Below are 17007 nucleotides of genomic sequence, written 5' to 3' on the forward strand. Positions count from 1 at the left end.
TGGTTAGTCCCGTAGGGACACAACACTGGTAAACAACAGATACACTTCTCCCTTTTTTCACGCCCTACCGACCGCAGGTCGGTAGGGCGGCAGAATCAGAACGTACGACTTTTAGGCTTAGACTAACTGGAAGTTAATGCCCGGTAAGAACTTTACTTTATTAACGGCAAGTACTTTTCTCTGTTCTCATAGATCACCCAAATTTCTATAGCTAATAATACAATTGCAATGGGTAGCCCTGAAGGGGAATCTATAATATGTGTCAATAGTATCCCGATGATGATTGGGAATATAATTAACGCTCCCAATGCCCTGAATCGACTTGTAATAAATAGTATCCCACCGAGAATTTCAATGAATCCAATTAATGGCATGATCCAACCAATATTCATAAATGCTCTCATCAAATTTAACATGTTCTCCGGTAAATCTTTCGGCATAGGCATATAGAAAAAGAATTTATTGAGCCCTGAATTGATGAACATTAATCCTGTTAGCAAGCAGACTACAAAGAGTATTTTATTCTTCATTTTTTATTGAATTCTGTGTTCGTAAAAATACAATGTTTTTTGAAATGCGTTGAGTTCTTCTTAATTTGTTATGAATAGATAAACATGTTTTCCGGTTTGAATTTCAAGAGGAAACCAGCAAACCGGAAATGAAAAGGACTAAATATTTTTATGATGTTGTGAATATGGTCAAGGATGAATTCTTTTTAGATAAAGAGAACAAAGCACTATCCAACCGAGAATAGTTCCTTCAATGATGCGTTGATAGAGACCGGCATAGGAGGAGTGAAGTTCTCCGGAAAGTTTGCCTATAAATATAACAGTGATGAGACCACTAAAAAATCCGGCAATGACCATCCATTTTCCCTTTGGCCATGTGCGTGCCGCTACACCAAGCAGGAAAAGACAGAGTGGTACAATGAAATAGGTGAGGAGTCCTGTAGTAGTATGAATGACCTGTGCAATACTGGCATTTGTCTTATTTATTTTATTTTGTGAAGACGAGATATGAAAATTTATTCTTTTGTAAAAGATTTATTCAAGAGTTGATAGTGTTACACTGACCTTTTATAAAAAGAATAAAACCATTCCCGGGCTTTGCATTTCTGTAATGCTCACTCTAAAGGGTAAGGACATTCTTCTATTTCCGGAAACCGGATGCTAAAATTAATCTGGGTAATGAGCCACTGTGCTTCGGCATACACCAGCGTCCATCGCTCCTGGCCCCATTGGATGATTTTATTTTCTGATAGGAAGGCATAGTCAAAAGATACCGTCGCAAGAGGTGTGTCGGCTTTAATCTCTATATTAAATATCTTTTCTTCCTGCATTTTGGTTGTAGAACATATTTCTCTGATGAATCGCGTGGCAGTAGATACCGATATCCCCTGAAAGTCGGGATTGCTTTTTTTAATGGACATTTCCGTAGGAGCTGACATGATCCCAACAAGCGAAGTCTTCTTGTCAAAAAGTATGGAGTAGAATAGTGTACTATCCTTCTCCACAATCGATCGTTGAAAATCGTTAATGACTTTCCGGATCCGTATCGAGCTGCTGTCTGCAGTTGTGGCCTGCACTTGTGTTGTGAGATGGAGAAACAGGAGGGAGAAGAGGAGGTGAAGAATATTGATTTTTTTCACAATGCTTTTTGTTAGGTTGAATCATTAAATAGGTTAGGGTACCGCACGAAGCGGATGACCAAATTTAGGATTTTTTACGCTTCGTTCGGTATGGAAGGCTTTTCCTGAAACTCAAAAAACACCCGGCTTACATTTAAATCATCAAATATGAAAATCCAAACATCCCCTCGCAAGGCTTCGCGATCAAAAACCTCTTATAATAAAATATCCCATTTTAAATCACGAGGCTTCGCAATTAAATCATCAAACCTGTCTCCCGCCAGGGAAATCTTCAAATCATTCCATCACGAGGCCTCGCGATCAAATTTTCAAATCATTCCATTTTCAAATTTTCAAATTTTCAAATCATCAATTCATCAATTGATCAATTCCTCACCCCCGTCCAATTCACAAACAAGTTCTCTGAAATCGACATGGTATTGTTTTTAAAATAATACAATCCTCCCCAACTATAATAAACGCGACTATACTCGGTTTGAATACCGTTTTTAATGACTTTTATTTTGGTGACCACACGATTGCGTTCTACGATGTCTTCACGCGTGATTTTTTCGCTTTCATTAGCAGGCGTGAATCCCGAAGGCGCATCGTTACCATTGCTCGTGGTTGAGGTGACTTTAAGAGGATCTTCACCGCTCGTGACTTTTAACTTTTTATTTAAGCCATCGTCACCGGAGTTATTTCTTCCTCTTCGCTTTTCGTCCTGATCGCCGCTGCCCTTGGCTGTTCTGGATTGCTCTTCTCCTGAAGAGACTTTTGCAGCTGACGTGTTGCTTTCGCCTTCCGAACCGGTTGCAAGGGCTTTCTTATCCTCATCGCCCGCTCCCGGTGGGGTAGTGATGGCCTCAGGTGTAGGTTCATTATGGGTGCCAGCCGTTAAAGTTGGAGGTGTATCCGCAACAGGTGTTGGTACAGGAGCCGGAGCTGGTGGTGGTTCAGTGGCTATCGGTTCCGGGGCGGGAGTTGGATTCACCGGCGACTCATTGCCGGAGCCTGTTCCTCCTGTTGGAGTACCGGTTTCATTTCCGATTTGAGTTTCAGCGGGCTGAGTAGAATTTTGTGTCGGAGCTGCAGTTTCTTCTTCCGTGTCTCTGGAGATGGCCGACAATATCGACTTGGAGTAATCCGTATCGAAATTGAATTCATCCAGGTTCTGATCGTATTTGATATTGGCTACCGGCTGGTTGTAGATGACCATGTTCTCCGCGTTTTGGAGGAAGAGTTTGACACCGATTTTATAGGGATCGAAGCCGTTGCTTATGCGACCTGCCGGAGCCTTGGTATTGATCTGAATCGTTTTAGTAATGTAGCCCGGTTTGGTGAAAATGAGCGTGTACTGCTTATTGAAGTCGAGCTTGAAACGGAGTTTGCTGGATCCGTTTTGGGTGAAGGCGTCCTTACCGTCTTTCTTGACTTTAATGACGACTTCCTTCATATCGCCTTTTTCAATTTCTAATTTGACAGGAACTTCCAGAAAGTTCTGTTGTGCTGCCAGACTCCCCGAGAAGAGGAGAAGGAAGGATAAAAGACGGAAATTCAGCCTTTTTGAGGTCGGTAAATGCTGTAACATAAGGCAATCATTAGGCAATCGTTGGTTGGTTGCGGCATTGGTTGTATTTATTAGCAACTTTCTGCCGCTTTTTGGAGTAGAAACCTGAAATTTGAGCGCCATGATGAACTATCATTTCAACCCATTTCGGACTTCTGTCCTGAAAAGCAAACTACTGCTCCTGGTCGCAGGAATGAATCTTTTTTCATGCCTTTCTTACAGTCAGTCGCCGGGTAAGGGGGAAACAGTGGAGTTTATTAATAAAGTCCTGGGTGAACGGATTCAGGTCGAGCTGAAAACTGGCACTATCCTTGTCAGCTTCCGCGACGAAAACGGCAACCTGCTCCGCGAGGACAAGGCCCCTTCTCCCGATCTTGATCTTACCATTACCTATGAACCGGAGGATAAGCTATTGTGTATTCCCTGCATGAAGGACCAACCCGAATGCGTGACGCGTACCCTCGTGGTGCAGAAAATAAAAAGAGGATACGGGCGTTTGAGTATTCCCGTAGCCAGTGAAAAAGATTTTTATTCCTTACAGAAAGCCTTCGATCATCTGATCCGGATTCTTTCAGAAAACAAGTATAAAGATGCGATTACTCTGGATTAAAATTATACTCTTGTTCTTGCCTTTTACGCTGGTAGCACAGGACAAGAAGAAATCGGATGCCCACTTCAATAAGGGGATTCAATATTTCTCACAGAATAAAATCAAGGATGCACTCAAGGCATTCGAGTTATCCATTCAGGCCGATAGTACCAACTACGATGCATGGATCAAGCGGGGCTTTATGAAGAGTATGCTTGGCGATTTTGAAGGAGAGATGCAGGACTATAATCATGTGATCGCTTTCGACAAAGACCATGTCAATGCCTATATTTCCAGAGGGGCGGCCTATAATCGTTTGAGTGAATTCGAGAAGGGCATTGAAGATTTCAACAGAGCCATTGAACTTGACCCCTCCAACCAGGAAGCTTATAATAACCGTGGCTTTGCGAAAAAAGCGCAGGGAAATAAAGAAGGGGCATGCGACGACTGGAATAAGTCAAAGCAGCTCGGAAATGCAGAAGCCAAAATCATCTTAAAAAACAATTATTGTAAATGAAACGTGCCATTACTTATTCGCTGGGAACCATCCTTGCTTTTACCATTATGCTCTGCGTTTTCAGTATCGCGAAGAGTGAAGAAGATATCAACCGTTGTCTGGTGAAATACCGCAGCGAATGGTCGAAGCCCTGTTCGCAATGTCAGGATTATTCCAAAAGTTACCGGGCCTATTTCCGCAATGAATGCAAGGAGAATTTAGATGTGAAAGTAGCATCACAGGAAGCCGATAAGCGATGGAAGACCTTTTCCCGACTGAATATGCAGCCCGGTGATTCCATCGTCGCTTATGCCTGCAAGGGAACCGGAAAATACCTCTACTGGGTACGTAAAGCCGGCGATGCGGTGATCGTTTTTCCGACCGACGAAGAAATCAACAATCAATACGCCAAGTAATTTCCTCTATTTAAATCCTTCTATTGCTCCCAATCCAAAGAGGGCGAAATCGTATTTTACGGGATCTGCGGGATCCATCGTTCGTAGGTTGGCAGTGAGTTCTTCCACGGCTTTCCAGTCGTCTTGTGTGCGTGTGAGGAGATGCAGCGAGCGGGCTACGCGTCCGGAGTGAAGATCGAGGGGACAGCAGAGGGAGGAAGCCGGAATTTTTGTCCAGATGCCGAAGTCTACGCCACATTTATCCTTCCTTACCATCCACCGTAAAAACATACAAATGCGTTTGGCGGAAGAGTTGCGAAGCGGGTCGGCGAGATGTTTGGCGGTACGGGCGGGAGAGGAGTAGCTCAGCAATTGGCGACGGGTGGCGGAGATGGTTTGGGCGAGATTTCCCGAGGCAGCGAAGTTGTTGGAGAAGAGTCCTTCGAGCCCGCCTTCATCCCGGTAGGTTTTCTGCAAGGCTTTGAAGAGGTAGATGGCATCTTCTCCGTTCATCGTACGGTGAACAAAATCCCCGAATTTCTTGCGTTCGGCTACACTATGATTGACAATAAACTCGGCCGGACGATCATCCATCCGCTGCATCCATTGTCGGGCATTGCGCAAAATAACGGGCCGCTGTCCCCAGGCAATTAGGGCCGTGAGGAAACCTGCAATTTCAATATCGGCCTTGCCGGCGAAGAGATGGGGAATGGAGATAGGATCCTGTTCAATGAAGGACGGGTTATTGAATTGCCTTACCTTCTCTTCTAAAAACGAATGCAATTCAAACCGGGAGAGTTTCTTCACGGGGCCAAATTACGAAGGGCGGGGTAAAAAGCGAAGGGCCTCCTGATGGAAGCCCTTTCGCCGTTCGACCGATTAAGGCCGGAACAACAAAACCCTTACTGAGAGCAAAACTATATGCATGGAGAGGGTCAATCAAGGGACAAAAGGAACGGGCTGGGAAAAGGGAATCCTGCATTATTTCCGTATTCGCTATTTTCCATACATGGAAAATGGTTGTAATTCAATCAATTAAATGTGTTTTTTATCGACTATCTCTGGATTGAAAATGATATTAAATCTCATTTTTCTAAAAATATTGTTGCTGTAAACTGCTGATTTATAGTACGCTTTGATTTATTACAAAATGGCCTAAAAGACGAAGTCCCGCCGAAGCGGGACCTGGTCTACACAGAAAAGCCAAAACAATTACTGTTTAATAACAAAAACCCTTTACTGCTGCTAAAATAGAGGGCTTCCATCTAATACCAAGGGACAAAGGGGTACTCATCGGAAACAAAAAAGGACCTTTTTGAGGTCCTTTATATTCAATTAATAAATTAACTTACTGTAATACAAGTCGTACCATATGTGCTATTTTATGGTATTTTGGAAATAATTACCTTTGTACTAAATAATATTCACCATTAGCATCCCGCATGAGGACATAGGTTGATGGTGTGGTATTAATACCTTGGCCACTCCCTAAAGTTGTACCAACACCATAAGAAATTCCGGTTTGTTGATCAACAACATTGATGCTTGTATCATCATTTAATTCAATACCAAGCGCTAGTAAAAGCGTAATTATAATTTCTAACATGATCGATAAGGGTTTTATCTAGGTGTAAATGTAATAAAAAAATGAATAATCACCAAATACTTTCTTTATTAATTCCATCGCTAACCGAGAGCGAGCATAAGCATGCTAGAAAATCTCTTGCTAATCAGGGTATTCAAAATAATAAATTGCTGAAAGTTTTTGATGAAATCTGGAAAAGAAAACAAAAAAGTCAGGAAGAAATTGTAAGTAAAGTCTATGGAAATATTTCAAAACCAAATTTAGATGCATATCGAAAACTATCGGAAAGATTATTAAATAGAATTTTTGAGACATTGGGTGAGAATTCAAATTTCCAAGATGATACGGAAAACTATTCAGAACTTTTTCGTTCAAGGCTATTTGTTAAAAAGGCAAATATCTTTATACCATTTTCTATTTACTTAAAGGTTTGCCTTTACTTTGGCTAAGAAAGTTTATTTTGAAGTTGATTGGATTATGCAAAGATTATGAATTTTTAGAAGAGGAATTATTGCTACAAAGACAAATGTCTTTACTATGTTTTCGAGAAAACGATGATCAAGGTGCTCTAACTTGCAATCTAAGGATCGAAAAATTATCTATATCCTTATATATTTTATTAAGTCAGAATTTCATATATTTAAATATATAGACCAGGTCCAATATAAATCTATTGATGACAGGACTTTGATCTTGGGAATGAAGGAAGCAATAGTCGAGGTTGAAGGTTACTTCAAAGAGTGCAAACTTAACAATATTCTATACAATCAATTGATGCTTGAATTACAGCTTTCACATTACGAAGAAAATTATGCAAAAGCTGAAGATTTACTCTTTCGTTTGATTCAATTGACAGAATCTAATAAAAGTGTTAGGTACTTGAGCCGAATTTCCATTAATTACATGAATCTTGCATATACGCAGTTTTTCTTGCATAAAGTTGAAGAAGCTTTTGAAAATAGCAAGAAGGCGGCAAAAGTATTTCTTATTCATGCAAACGATCTCAATATTTATAAAGAAGCCTCCGTCTTCGCATTAATTTACTTAAAACGATATCGCGAAGCAGAAGAAGTATTACAGCAAATACTTGATTCAGGTGCAATTGGAAATACTCCGGAGCAATTAAGTAAGCGCCACATCATCATGGCGGTAATAAAATATTTGCAGGGAGAATACAAGTCAGCTTTTAAACATCTCCAACAAACCAAGGAGGTAGAAACCGACCGTGAAGGCTGGAATCTGGGTATCCGGATGATGAATATTTACCTGACCTTGTCGACCGAGAAAATTGAGTTGGCTGATCAGCGGATAGGCAGTATGCGGAAGCATATTGAACGGACAGCTAAGATGCGTCATCTGCGCAAGCGCGACGTGGTAATTTTCCGTATTTTGAGTCAGCTTTCCCGTTCCGGCTTCGATTTTAAGGAGGTTTGGGAGGAGCGGCGTAAGGATTTCAATCTCCTTCGTTCTGACCAGTCGGACTATCGCTGGGTCCCCCGCAGCCATGAGCTCATCATCTTTGATCAATGGTTTGAAGCCCGGATGAAAGGCATCCCCTACGAGCCCGTCTTCCCGAAACCCGCAGAAAGTAAGGCTGTTGATAAGAAATCGGAAGAATAGCGGCGTTTGGATTGGATTTATTTATAATTTAGATGAATTATCCAAAACAAAACGTATGAAATTGATCAGGTTATTCACCATTGCTGTAGTATCTTTTCTCCTCTTTTTCTCCGGTACCATTAATGCCGGCCAATGGCAATCCGGCTCTTCCAAAACTCCCTCCGAGACAAAGCCTCAGGTCATGAGCTCCGACATCCAATCGAGTCTGGTAAAAATGGAATTGAAAGGTTATTTCCTCGAGGAAGTTAACACCCCACGTGGCATTTCGTATCTGGTGAAGAGCCCGGGAGCTACTGAACTGCTCGCTGAAGGTGCGCCTGATCTGCCAAAGTTTGCATTATCACTCGTAATTCCGGATAAGGGTGGAATGTCGGTGCGCATCATTTCTTCAAAATTCACCGACTATCCCAATATCAACATCGCTCCTTCAAAAGGAAACCTGAGCCGCACTGTACTTCCTTCGGATATCCCTTACCGTTATGGGAAACCTTATGCTGTGGATGCGTTCTGGCCGGCGAACATTACTGATCTCCGTACTCCCTATATCCTGCGCGACTACCGCGGACAAACATTGCTCCTGCAACCTTTTCAGTACAACGCAATGACGTCTACTTTGCGTGTCTATACCGAAATGACCGTGGAAGTTTACCATGAGCCATCTCTTCCTGCTCCTAACGAACTGCAGCGCTCTTCTGCTTTGACTTCTATGGATGCCAACTATGCATCGATCTATAAAAATCATTTTGGCAATTTCCCTTCTGTCGCTTACGTGCCTGTAGAAGAAACCGGTAAAATGCTGGTGATTTGTCCTGCATCTTGGATTCCATTGGTGCAACCGCTGGTAGACTGGAAAATAAAAAGAGGTATTGAAGTAGAAGTGGTAGATGTCCTTGCTGCCGGTGGTACTGCTGCAAATATTCAGACCTTCATTGCAAATAAATATAACACCAACGGCTTAACGTATGTATTGCTTGTTATCGATGAACCACAACTACCCACGCTTTATGCGCAGGGAGGAACTTCTGATCCGAGTTATGGATATATTTTAGCAAGTGATTCTTATGCTGAAGTGATGATCGGACGTTTCTCTGCTGAATCGGATGCGGATGTGATTACTCAGGTACAACGTGTGCTTGCTTATGAAATAAATCCTCCCGCCAATGGCAGCTGGTACAGTCAGGGTGTTGCCGTGGCGAGTAATCAGGGACCCGGTGACGACGGTGAGATGGATTTCGAACATGCCATCAACATGCGCAACGACCTGATGAACTTTAATTATACTACCGTTTCTGAGCTTTACGATGGCACTCATCCCGGCACCACAGATGCTCCCGGTGATCCGAATAACACAGATCTCTTCACCTTGTTTCAAAGTGGAATTAGCATGATGTTGTATACCGGTCATGGAAGCACTACCAGTTGCTCTACTACCGGACTTTCGAATAACGACGTGCAGAATATGACCAATACCGGTATGCTTCCTTTCATTTGGTCAGTGGCTTGTGTAAACGGAGAGTTCGCTTCACCATCCGGTCCTTGTTTTGCGGAAACATTTTTGAGAGCTCAGGTGAATGGACAACCCACCGGTGCCATTGCTACTTTTATGTCATCGATCAATCAAAGCTGGAGTCCGCCTATGGATGGACAGGATGAGATGGTCGATATTTTGACGCAAACGTATGCTACCAATAAAAAATATTCCTTCGGCGGACTTTCTGTAAATGGTTGTCTCCACATGAATGATAATTATGGAAACGCAGGATATGAAATGACCGATACCTGGCATTGTTTCGGTGATCCCACATTGTTAGTGCGCACCGGAATCCCTCAAACCATGACCGTCAATCACGTTCCCAGTATGCCTGTCGGATTAACCACATTGAATGTAAATTGCAGTTTTGATGGCGGTCTTGTCGCATTGACGATGAATGGACAGGTCATCGCTACAGGGACTGTGGTAGCAGGAGTGGCCACTATGACCTTTGCTGCCATCGGTGTACCGGATACCATTTTCGTTACCGTTACCGGATTCAATCAGATTCCTTACACCGGGCAGGTGCTTGTCATTCCGGCCAGTGGACCCTATGTGATTTATCAGAACAGTACGGCAAATGATCCTACAGGCAATAACAACGGTCTGGTAGATTTCCAGGAAACGATTGATGTAGATTTGACTTTGCAAAACGTCGGACTTGCAGACGCCCTTGCTGTTTCCGCCACATTATCTTGTACAGACCCTTATATTACCATCGTAAATGGTACAGCGCAGTTGGGAGATATCCTCAGCAATACTTCCGGCACAATGGCCAATGCCTTTCAATACACTGTTGCTAACAATGTACCGGATCAGCATATCGCGCAGTTTCTCATTACCTCAACCGATGGCAATGGAGGCAGTTGGACATCCTCCTTTTCACAGCTCATTCAGGCACCTGCATTGGAAGGAGGAATTCTGAGCATTGATGATGTGACCGGTGGAGATGGAGACGGATACCTGGAAGCCGGAGAAACCGCGAACATCACTATTCGCTGTCTCAACAATGGACATAGTGATGCGCCTTCATCGCTGGCCGTCATCAGTACCTTCAGCAGCTTCCTCACCATTACTATAAATTCATTTTCTGCAGGTGTAATTGCCCAACAAAATTATGTGGATGCCACGTATTCAATCAGCATGGTCAATAACGTAGCTATCGGAACGAACTACGACATCACCCTCGATCTCAGTTCAGGGGCTTATCTCGCCAACAAAACCTATGCAGGTGTGGCCGGAGTCATCCTCGAAGATTTCGAAACGAACAACTTCAACCGCTTCTTCTGGGGCATGGGAGGAAATTCACCCTGGCTCACGACTACCTACCTTCCCTTTGAAGGCACCTACTGCGCTACCAATGGAGATATCAACGATAGTGAGAGCAGTGAATTACTCCTCAACCTTACGGCGATGGCGGATGATTCTGTTACTTTTTGGTATAAGCTATCGAGTGAACAAGACTACGATTACCTGCGTTTCTCCATTGATGGGGTTGAGTTAGGCGCCTGGAGCGGTACTTCGTCATGGTCATATACAGGATTTCCGATTACTGCCGGATCACATCTTCTTCGTTTTACTTATGATAAAGATGCCCTGGTAAGCTCAGGTCTGGATTGCGCCTGGCTCGATAATATCCGTTTCCCTTACGGAACACAGGTAACCGGTATTGAACAGTTCGTGGCTACGGATGGTATTGCTGTCTGGCCGAACCCCGCCACAGAGCGAATCAATGTTTCATTAAAGAACACCAGCAATTCAACACTCGTCTGGAAATTATCCAATATTCAGGGTCAACAAATCATTGCCGGAAGTGCCACCTCTGTTTCTATCAATAGTCCCATCAGCATTGATGTTAAAGGAATAGCAACAGGGATGTACATACTGACTGTGGAAGGAGAAGGGGTTTTGAAAAATATAAAAGTTCAAAAGCAATAAAAGAATTGATGAGTTGATGAATTGATGAGTTGATGTCCCGAAGCCTCGGGATGATGAATGTTTAAGGAAGAATGTATGATGAGGTTGGAAAGTACACTTGATGCTTTATGAATTGGTTGTTGAAGAGGAACTCATTTGATTTATATCAATCCTGGATGTGGAAATGAATGTCCCTGATTTTGAATTGAAGATCCATTGTAGAAAGCAATTTAAGTGAACTGTGAAGAAGCAATAAACTAATCTATGCCTATCCATTATGCCATGGTAGCCATTCAATGAAATGGAAAATGAATCACAATTATTTTCTTAATCTATAAATATTTTTTTTTGAAGTAACGCTATATGAACGTATTGAAAAAATTAATTATCTTATTCCTTGCGATCTCACCTTTCTACTCGGATGGTCAGAATCTAGTGCAAAATCCCGGATTTGAAATCAATGCCGGTTTCCCCGTGACTGGCGGACAATGGTCGTTGGCTACGAATTGGTCGAATGCAAACTCACCAACAGCCTCTCCTGACTACCTGCATACCAATGGTAGTGGAAATGTTCAATTACCGGGTTCTATTTTTGGAACTGTGAGTCCATATCAAGGCAATGCTATTATGGGAATGGCCATGTGGTATTCACCTTCACCAAATTTCAGGGAGTATGTCTCACAAACTTTAGCTGCACCTTTAGTTGTAGGAAGCAGTTATACGTTTTCTTTTTATATAACAAATGGTATCCCGTGAACATATGGAGGAGCAGGAACGGAAAACGTAGAGGTTGATTTCTCGGTAAACCCTTTTATTCAATCCGGTAGCACTCCATTCAATTATACACCATTGTTAACGAATAGCACTATGATTTATTCCAGTACATGGATTCAAGTATCTTATAATTTTGTTGCTACGGCTCCGTATACTCATTTTGCCATTGGAAATTTCAGGACTGATGCTAATTCTGTTATCCAGCAATTTGTTTCCACACCTAATCCTGGTGCCTATTTCTTTATTGATGAAGTATCCTTAACGCTGAATACACCTGCAATTAATATTACGGGTGATGCACAAATTTGCCTTGGAGATACAGCACAATTACTGGCAATTAATAGTTCGGTTTTTGCCTGGGCGGATAGTTTAAATCCTAACGTCATTATTGATACCGATTCGTTACTTGCCGTGTCCCCTTTAACCACGACCACTTATTTTCTATATGGTAATACTGATACGGTATCGTTTACTGTAAATGTCATCAATCCTCCTGTTGTTAATTTAGGAAATGATACTTCACTTTGTGCGGGAGAGGCCCTGGTATTAAATTCAACCACTACTAATGCTACGTATCAATGGCAGGATAGTTCGTCAAATCCAACTTTTACAGTTACACAACAAGGCATATATTGGGTGAATGTAACTGTGAATAATTGTAGTGCTACTGATTCACTGAATGTAAATTATAATACGGCACCATTGGTGAATTTGGGTAACGATACAACTCTTTGTAACGGAGAAACGTTGACACTGAATTCAACTACTGCTAATGCAACTTATCTTTGGCAGGACAATTCAACAAATCCAACCTATACCGTCTCTCAACCGGGAACTTATTGGGTGGATGTCACAGTCAATAATTGCAGTGCGGCTGACTCCCTGAATGTAAGTTATATTCCCGCACCATTGGTGAATTTGGGTAACGATACCTCCTTATGTCAGGGCGAAACTTTGATGCGCAATACCACCACTACAAATGCTACTTATCTGTGGCAGGACAATTCAGCTAATTCAACGTATACCGTCTCTCAACCGGGAACTTATTGGGTAAATGTTTCAGTGAATAATTGTAGTACAACAGATACACTTAATGTAAGTTACACTTCAACACCGTTGATTAATTTGGGTAACGACACCACACTTTGTATTGGAGAGACATTAACGCTGAATTCAACCACTTTAAATGCTACCTATGAATGGCAGGATAATTCAACAAATCCAACGTTTACTATTACACAACCCGGAATTTACTGGGTAAATGTTTCGGTAAATAATTGTAGTGCGGCCGACACTTTGACTGTAGATTCTATCGATTGCGAAATAATTCTTGAGATGCCCAATGTCTTTACTCCAAATGGTGATGGGGTAAATGAATCATTTGTTCCTATAGAAATGAAAGGCATTCAACAGGCAACGCTGCAAATCTTCAATCGTTGGGGTCAAAAATTAGTTGAAACAAATGATTTAGTGACCGGCTGGGATGGCAAATGCAATACCGTGGATTGCACCTCCGGCACCTACTTTTGGATCGTTCAATATTCAACGATTACCAATGAATCTAAAACCTTAAAAGGATTTCTGACTTTAATAAAATAAGAATCTGAGAGGTGAACTGAATTTGGTTGGAGCGGAAGAAATTCATTTCTAATTAAAAATTCAGAATTAATTAAAAAATTTATGTCCCGATTCCGGGATGACGAAATATGGATTTGAAAATTTGAAAATTTGAAGATGTGTTTAATGATTTGAAAATGGATTGGATTTTAAATTGACAATTAGCCAGGCGCCTACAGCCGGAGGCCCGCAGCCGGAAGCCGGTAGCCGGTAGCCGGTAGCCCGCAGCCGGTAGCAAGAATTCGAAGGATTGAGAAAGATTTACTTCTTCAACAAATAAATCCCTACCACATTTTTACCAATTTGCTTCCCACAAGCAGTACCCTTCGTATTTCCATTTGGGAAATGAATGCCTCCGTAGAGTCTGGACATTGCGGCTTCATTGGCGGCTTCTGTAAAGCTATTGTAAGTGCGCGGTGCCAAGCCGATGCTTTCGTTGGTATGATCTGTGAACGGGCGGTTACTGCCGAATGCCGCGCTGAGGACTTCACTGCAGGCTGCAGAAACAGAACTATGTCCGCTGGTGTATTCCGGAAATGGTGGAGTGTTGATCAGGGGCATCCATCCCGCAGAGATATAGCGTTTGATAAAGGTAACGGGACGCATGATGTTGTGCTCATATTTTACTTTCCAGCAGGCGATGAATGCATCGTTACAAGCCAGACCCATCCGTAAATACACTTCCGCGGCTTTGTCCAGGCGAACATTATCCAGGCGCAGCAGTTGTGTCGCGATATTCATATTATGTCCCGGAGGTGTATAGGTCCCCGAACCATCTGCCCAGAAATAAGCAATGTCCTTTTGCTCTTGTGAAAGCTGGTTATACGTGTTAAATACTTCGAGTGCGTCTTTATAAAAGTTGGATGAGGTATCTGATGAAAATAAATACGGCGCAACCGGCAGACATGCATCGCTGATATTGGCGGGCATGAAAGGACGGTTGTATCCCCAATAAGGAAGGAGGGGTGTAGACTGAAACGCCGGTGGAGTAGGCTCCCATTTTCCGGGACCGGCCTGGTGACTATAAGAGGCCGGAAATAAGTTATTGTATCCCTCATGTCCCTTATCGATAACACTCCAGTTGTAAATCGCATCTGCCACTTCAGCTCCATAGCTGTCAGACCGGGAGATAACTTCTTGCGATTCCGATTTTCCAATTTCGTTTTTCAATGCCTGATAGAGAGAGTCCACTCTGGACTGATAGTGACCATCTGCATTCGCATAAAAGGCACGCACACTCTGAAAATAGGCTCCGTTGGCGACCAAGGCCCAGTTGTAACGTTGCTCCGGATCAATTTCCGGTAGTTGATAGTCGTAGTGCATGACATCGTCTACACTGCGATTCGCGGCAATTCCGGGAGAGATGGCTTCATAGGCAGATAGGTGCGTATAGGCCAATGCACGTGCAGCAACAGGCGGAACAAAACCGGGCGTGGATTGAATCAGCGACAACTCCATATCGTTCCATTTGGTAGCGACGGCATTGCTGTAATTCGATGCATCCGGACTCGCGGAAGGTTCATTGTTCAGCTCATCCTTGGTACAAGCAGTAAAGGTGATGGAAAGCAAGGCGCTCCATAGCATTCCTTTCATTGATTTCAATGTCATGAGAATAGTTGTGTTTTACAGCTATAAATCTGCAACTATTTCAGCCGTTTGATACCTTTAGTTTGACAATTATGCCGGTGGATTGGGTAAAAGTCGGGTAGGTAAGGGCAAAATTTGTGGGATGGGAGTGTTAGAAAATCAGATAAAGTTCAAAAAATCATTACAAAGCTGTATTTTATTTTCTAAAAAAGGCATAGCGCTTTTATTGAAATATGTCAATCAGCTCGAATTTTAGTTTACCGAAGAATAACTAATTTCTTTCGGTTTCTCTCATACCGCTTCTAATAACACAAGTGTACACTCCATTACTCAGCTCCGGCAAGTGAACATATTGCAAGGTACTCCAGGGCGGTAAATTCATTTTATACACCAACTGACCGGTTATATCATACACTTCAAATCGCGAGGTTTCGCGACCATTCTTATTTTGAGGTAAGAGATAAACCAACTTAATGTTCCCATCACTAGTAGGGTTGGGCGAAATACTGAATTTGAAATCGTGTTTTAGCTCTTCTATCCCTATGGCTAAAGTGTCGCAAACACTCCCCACCACAGGACCTAAATTATAATTGGGGTGGTTAGGAACTGTTCTGAAATGCCATACACCTAAGCTAACGGCATGTTGTTGTACATCACAGGATAGCCCTGCGCTATCAGGATAATTGATTTCATGTAAGTGCTGTACGCCATTACCTGAGGTGAGATATATTTTGCCATTGGCTGCGAGGTATTCAGCTCCAAAAGTAGTCGCAGCCTGAGGAATTGGAAACGAAAAACCATCATAGACAGCAACTGTATCCACTTGCAAGTTGGTTGTTTGTATCTGGAAGATATAACCTGAAGTGTTGGCATATAAATACTGACCACTCGGCGAAAACGACATCCCCCAAATGTATGATCCTGATGAAACCGGAATAATTCGTGTATTTGAAAAATTGCCTGTGCATCTGTCAAAATCACAAAGTACAACATAGCTATTGCGGTCAACAGGATTATCATAAGTACTATAAGCAATTAACTCTCCACTTAAGTTCAGCGGGAGTTGTGTTAATATACCTCCATTGTTAGCTGGAGAACTTAACACCTGTGAATCAACTGAAGCTATTCCATTAGTTGAATATAGTATTTTATAAATAACATTGCCGTAATTCTTTAAACAAAAAAGCCACCAATCTCTGCCATTGGCATGTTTGCATGCATTTAATCCCCAACCTAGTGAATCAATCGGTAGTAAATTGTTTTTTGACACAACCCCTCCCAAACCCGTATCTAATTTCAAATCTATCGTTGAATAATAAAGGCTACAATTTGCAGAAGTTGGATCGATTTCAGTTTCATGGAACAATGTATACCCGGAAGTATCACCAGGAGTAGGAATAAAGAAGTTTCCATTCGGAATTAATAAACCATTCGGAGATCCATTTACAAAATACCCCGGATTCAACCCACTTCCATTGAGCATGGTATCGTTATTGGCATTGGCGATCCAGACCCCGTTGCTGCTCATTAAAAAATTTCCATTGGCATTACAAATGTTGCCTTGGGTGCCCCAAAAACCCATTTTTCTAATTTCTGTATTATAAGTAAATCCAGAGGAGTCAAATTCCATTCGGCCACATAAGTAATTCGGTGGCCAATACCCAATTAACCATTGGTGATTATTTCCCTGGCCAAAAGA

The 17007-nt window shown here is 42.3% G+C and carries 16 protein-coding genes; 8 read left to right on the forward strand and 8 right to left on the reverse strand.

Going from position 1 to position 17007, the window contains the following annotated elements; translation table 11 throughout:
- Positions 1 to 152: 152 nt before the first annotated feature.
- The 4 genes from IPJ86_07580 to IPJ86_07595 all read right to left on the reverse strand — a co-directional run bounded on the left by IPJ86_07580 (position 153) and on the right by IPJ86_07595 (position 3320).
- Positions 153 to 530 carry a DoxX family protein gene (locus IPJ86_07580; protein MBK7887151.1) on the reverse strand — a complete coding sequence of 126 codons (378 nt, stop codon included), beginning with the start codon at positions 528 to 530 and terminating at the stop codon, positions 153 to 155.
- 168 nt (positions 531 to 698) lie between these two features.
- Positions 699 to 1043, reverse strand: a complete 345-nt coding sequence (locus IPJ86_07585; GenBank protein MBK7887152.1) for a DUF998 domain-containing protein — start codon at positions 1041 to 1043, stop codon at positions 699 to 701.
- A gap of 80 nt (positions 1044 to 1123) precedes the next feature.
- The gene (locus IPJ86_07590; protein ID MBK7887153.1) at positions 1124 to 1648 is read right to left on the reverse strand and encodes a hypothetical protein; all 525 of its coding nucleotides are present in this window, start codon (positions 1646 to 1648) and stop codon (positions 1124 to 1126) included.
- Between the two features lie 364 nt (positions 1649 to 2012).
- Positions 2013 to 3320, reverse strand: coding sequence for a hypothetical protein (locus IPJ86_07595; protein MBK7887154.1), 1308 nt, complete (start codon positions 3318 to 3320; stop codon positions 2013 to 2015).
- On the opposite strand from IPJ86_07595, the gene IPJ86_07600 reads away from it, so the two are divergent.
- Genes IPJ86_07600 through IPJ86_07610 form a run of 3 tightly spaced genes read left to right on the forward strand, consistent with a single transcriptional unit; the run spans position 3319 to position 4698 of the window.
- A complete protein-coding gene (locus IPJ86_07600; GenBank protein ID MBK7887155.1) occupies positions 3319 to 3807 on the forward strand; it encodes a hypothetical protein in 489 nt (162 codons plus the stop codon). The two genes, IPJ86_07595 and IPJ86_07600, sit on opposite strands and share 2 nt — an antisense overlap.
- Entirely contained in the window at positions 3788 to 4303 is a 516-nt protein-coding gene (locus IPJ86_07605; GenBank protein MBK7887156.1) for a tetratricopeptide repeat protein, read from the forward strand. Before IPJ86_07600 ends, IPJ86_07605 begins: the two co-directional genes overlap by 20 nt.
- On the forward strand, positions 4300 to 4698 hold the full coding sequence (locus IPJ86_07610) for a hypothetical protein (protein MBK7887157.1): 399 nt from the start codon (positions 4300 to 4302) through the stop codon (positions 4696 to 4698). Before IPJ86_07605 ends, IPJ86_07610 begins: the two co-directional genes overlap by 4 nt.
- 6 nt (positions 4699 to 4704) lie before the next feature.
- Here IPJ86_07610 and IPJ86_07615 read toward each other — a convergent pair whose 3' ends face one another.
- Positions 4705 to 5484, reverse strand: a complete 780-nt coding sequence (locus tag IPJ86_07615) for a TIGR02757 family protein (protein ID MBK7887158.1) — start codon at positions 5482 to 5484, stop codon at positions 4705 to 4707.
- Between the two features lie 595 nt (positions 5485 to 6079).
- Complete coding sequence (locus IPJ86_07620; protein MBK7887159.1) at positions 6080 to 6283, reverse strand: hypothetical protein; 204 nt, start codon at positions 6281 to 6283, stop codon at positions 6080 to 6082.
- 41 nt (positions 6284 to 6324) lie between these two features.
- Between IPJ86_07620 and IPJ86_07625 the strand changes: the two genes are divergently transcribed.
- The 5 genes from IPJ86_07625 (at position 6325) to IPJ86_07645 (ending at position 13703) form a co-directional block, all read left to right on the forward strand.
- Complete coding sequence (locus IPJ86_07625; protein ID MBK7887160.1) at positions 6325 to 6711, forward strand: hypothetical protein; 387 nt, start codon at positions 6325 to 6327, stop codon at positions 6709 to 6711.
- 250 nt (positions 6712 to 6961) lie between these two features.
- On the forward strand, positions 6962 to 7882 hold the full coding sequence (locus IPJ86_07630; GenBank protein MBK7887161.1) for a hypothetical protein: 921 nt from the start codon (positions 6962 to 6964) through the stop codon (positions 7880 to 7882).
- A gap of 55 nt (positions 7883 to 7937) precedes the next feature.
- Positions 7938 to 11351, forward strand: a complete 3414-nt coding sequence (locus IPJ86_07635; protein MBK7887162.1) for a T9SS type A sorting domain-containing protein — start codon at positions 7938 to 7940, stop codon at positions 11349 to 11351.
- A gap of 342 nt (positions 11352 to 11693) precedes the next feature.
- Positions 11694 to 12086: a hypothetical protein gene (locus IPJ86_07640; protein ID MBK7887163.1), complete on the forward strand. Its 393-nt coding sequence runs from the start codon at positions 11694 to 11696 to the stop codon at positions 12084 to 12086.
- 111 nt (positions 12087 to 12197) lie between these two features.
- Positions 12198 to 13703 (forward strand): gliding motility-associated C-terminal domain-containing protein, encoded by a 1506-nt coding sequence (locus tag IPJ86_07645; GenBank protein ID MBK7887164.1) that lies wholly within the window; start codon positions 12198 to 12200, stop codon positions 13701 to 13703.
- Positions 13704 to 13982: 279 nt separating this feature from the next.
- On the opposite strand, the gene IPJ86_07650 is transcribed toward IPJ86_07645, so the two are convergent.
- Both IPJ86_07650 and IPJ86_07655 read right to left on the reverse strand, forming a co-directional pair.
- On the reverse strand, positions 13983 to 15329 hold the full coding sequence (locus IPJ86_07650) for a phosphatase PAP2 family protein (protein ID MBK7887165.1): 1347 nt from the start codon (positions 15327 to 15329) through the stop codon (positions 13983 to 13985).
- Positions 15330 to 15579: 250 nt separating this feature from the next.
- Positions 15580 to 16938 carry a T9SS type A sorting domain-containing protein gene (locus tag IPJ86_07655; GenBank protein MBK7887166.1) on the reverse strand — a complete coding sequence of 453 codons (1359 nt, stop codon included), beginning with the start codon at positions 16936 to 16938 and terminating at the stop codon, positions 15580 to 15582.
- Positions 16939 to 17007 lie beyond the last annotated feature (69 nt).

The organism is Bacteroidota bacterium, from assembly GCA_016713925.1.
GTDB lineage: Bacteria > Bacteroidota > Bacteroidia > AKYH767-A > OLB10 > JAJTFW01.

Bases quoted from the DNA above. Each gene is read 5' to 3' on its own strand.
- IPJ86_07580 (MBK7887151.1), bottom strand. From the start codon at position 530: ATGAAGAATAAAATACTCTTTGTAGTCTGCTTGCTAACAGGATTAATG.
- IPJ86_07600 (MBK7887155.1), top strand. From the start codon at position 3,319: ATGATGAACTATCATTTCAACCCATTTCGGACTTCTGTCCTGAAAAGC.
- IPJ86_07595 (MBK7887154.1), bottom strand. From the start codon at position 3,320: ATGGCGCTCAAATTTCAGGTTTCTACTCCAAAAAGCGGCAGAAAGTTG.
- IPJ86_07605 (MBK7887156.1), top strand. From the start codon at position 3,788: ATGCGATTACTCTGGATTAAAATTATACTCTTGTTCTTGCCTTTTACG.
- IPJ86_07610 (MBK7887157.1), top strand. From the start codon at position 4,300: ATGAAACGTGCCATTACTTATTCGCTGGGAACCATCCTTGCTTTTACC.
- IPJ86_07620 (MBK7887159.1), bottom strand. From the start codon at position 6,283: ATGTTAGAAATTATAATTACGCTTTTACTAGCGCTTGGTATTGAATTA.
- IPJ86_07625 (MBK7887160.1), top strand. From the start codon at position 6,325: ATGAATAATCACCAAATACTTTCTTTATTAATTCCATCGCTAACCGAG.
- IPJ86_07630 (MBK7887161.1), top strand. From the start codon at position 6,962: ATGAAGGAAGCAATAGTCGAGGTTGAAGGTTACTTCAAAGAGTGCAAA.
- IPJ86_07635 (MBK7887162.1), top strand. From the start codon at position 7,938: ATGAAATTGATCAGGTTATTCACCATTGCTGTAGTATCTTTTCTCCTC.
- IPJ86_07640 (MBK7887163.1), top strand. From the start codon at position 11,694: ATGAACGTATTGAAAAAATTAATTATCTTATTCCTTGCGATCTCACCT.
- IPJ86_07645 (MBK7887164.1), top strand. From the start codon at position 12,198: ATGATTTATTCCAGTACATGGATTCAAGTATCTTATAATTTTGTTGCT.
- IPJ86_07650 (MBK7887165.1), bottom strand. From the start codon at position 15,329: ATGACATTGAAATCAATGAAAGGAATGCTATGGAGCGCCTTGCTTTCC.
- IPJ86_07655 (MBK7887166.1), bottom strand. From the start codon at position 16,938: ATGGAATTTGACTCCTCTGGATTTACTTATAATACAGAAATTAGAAAA.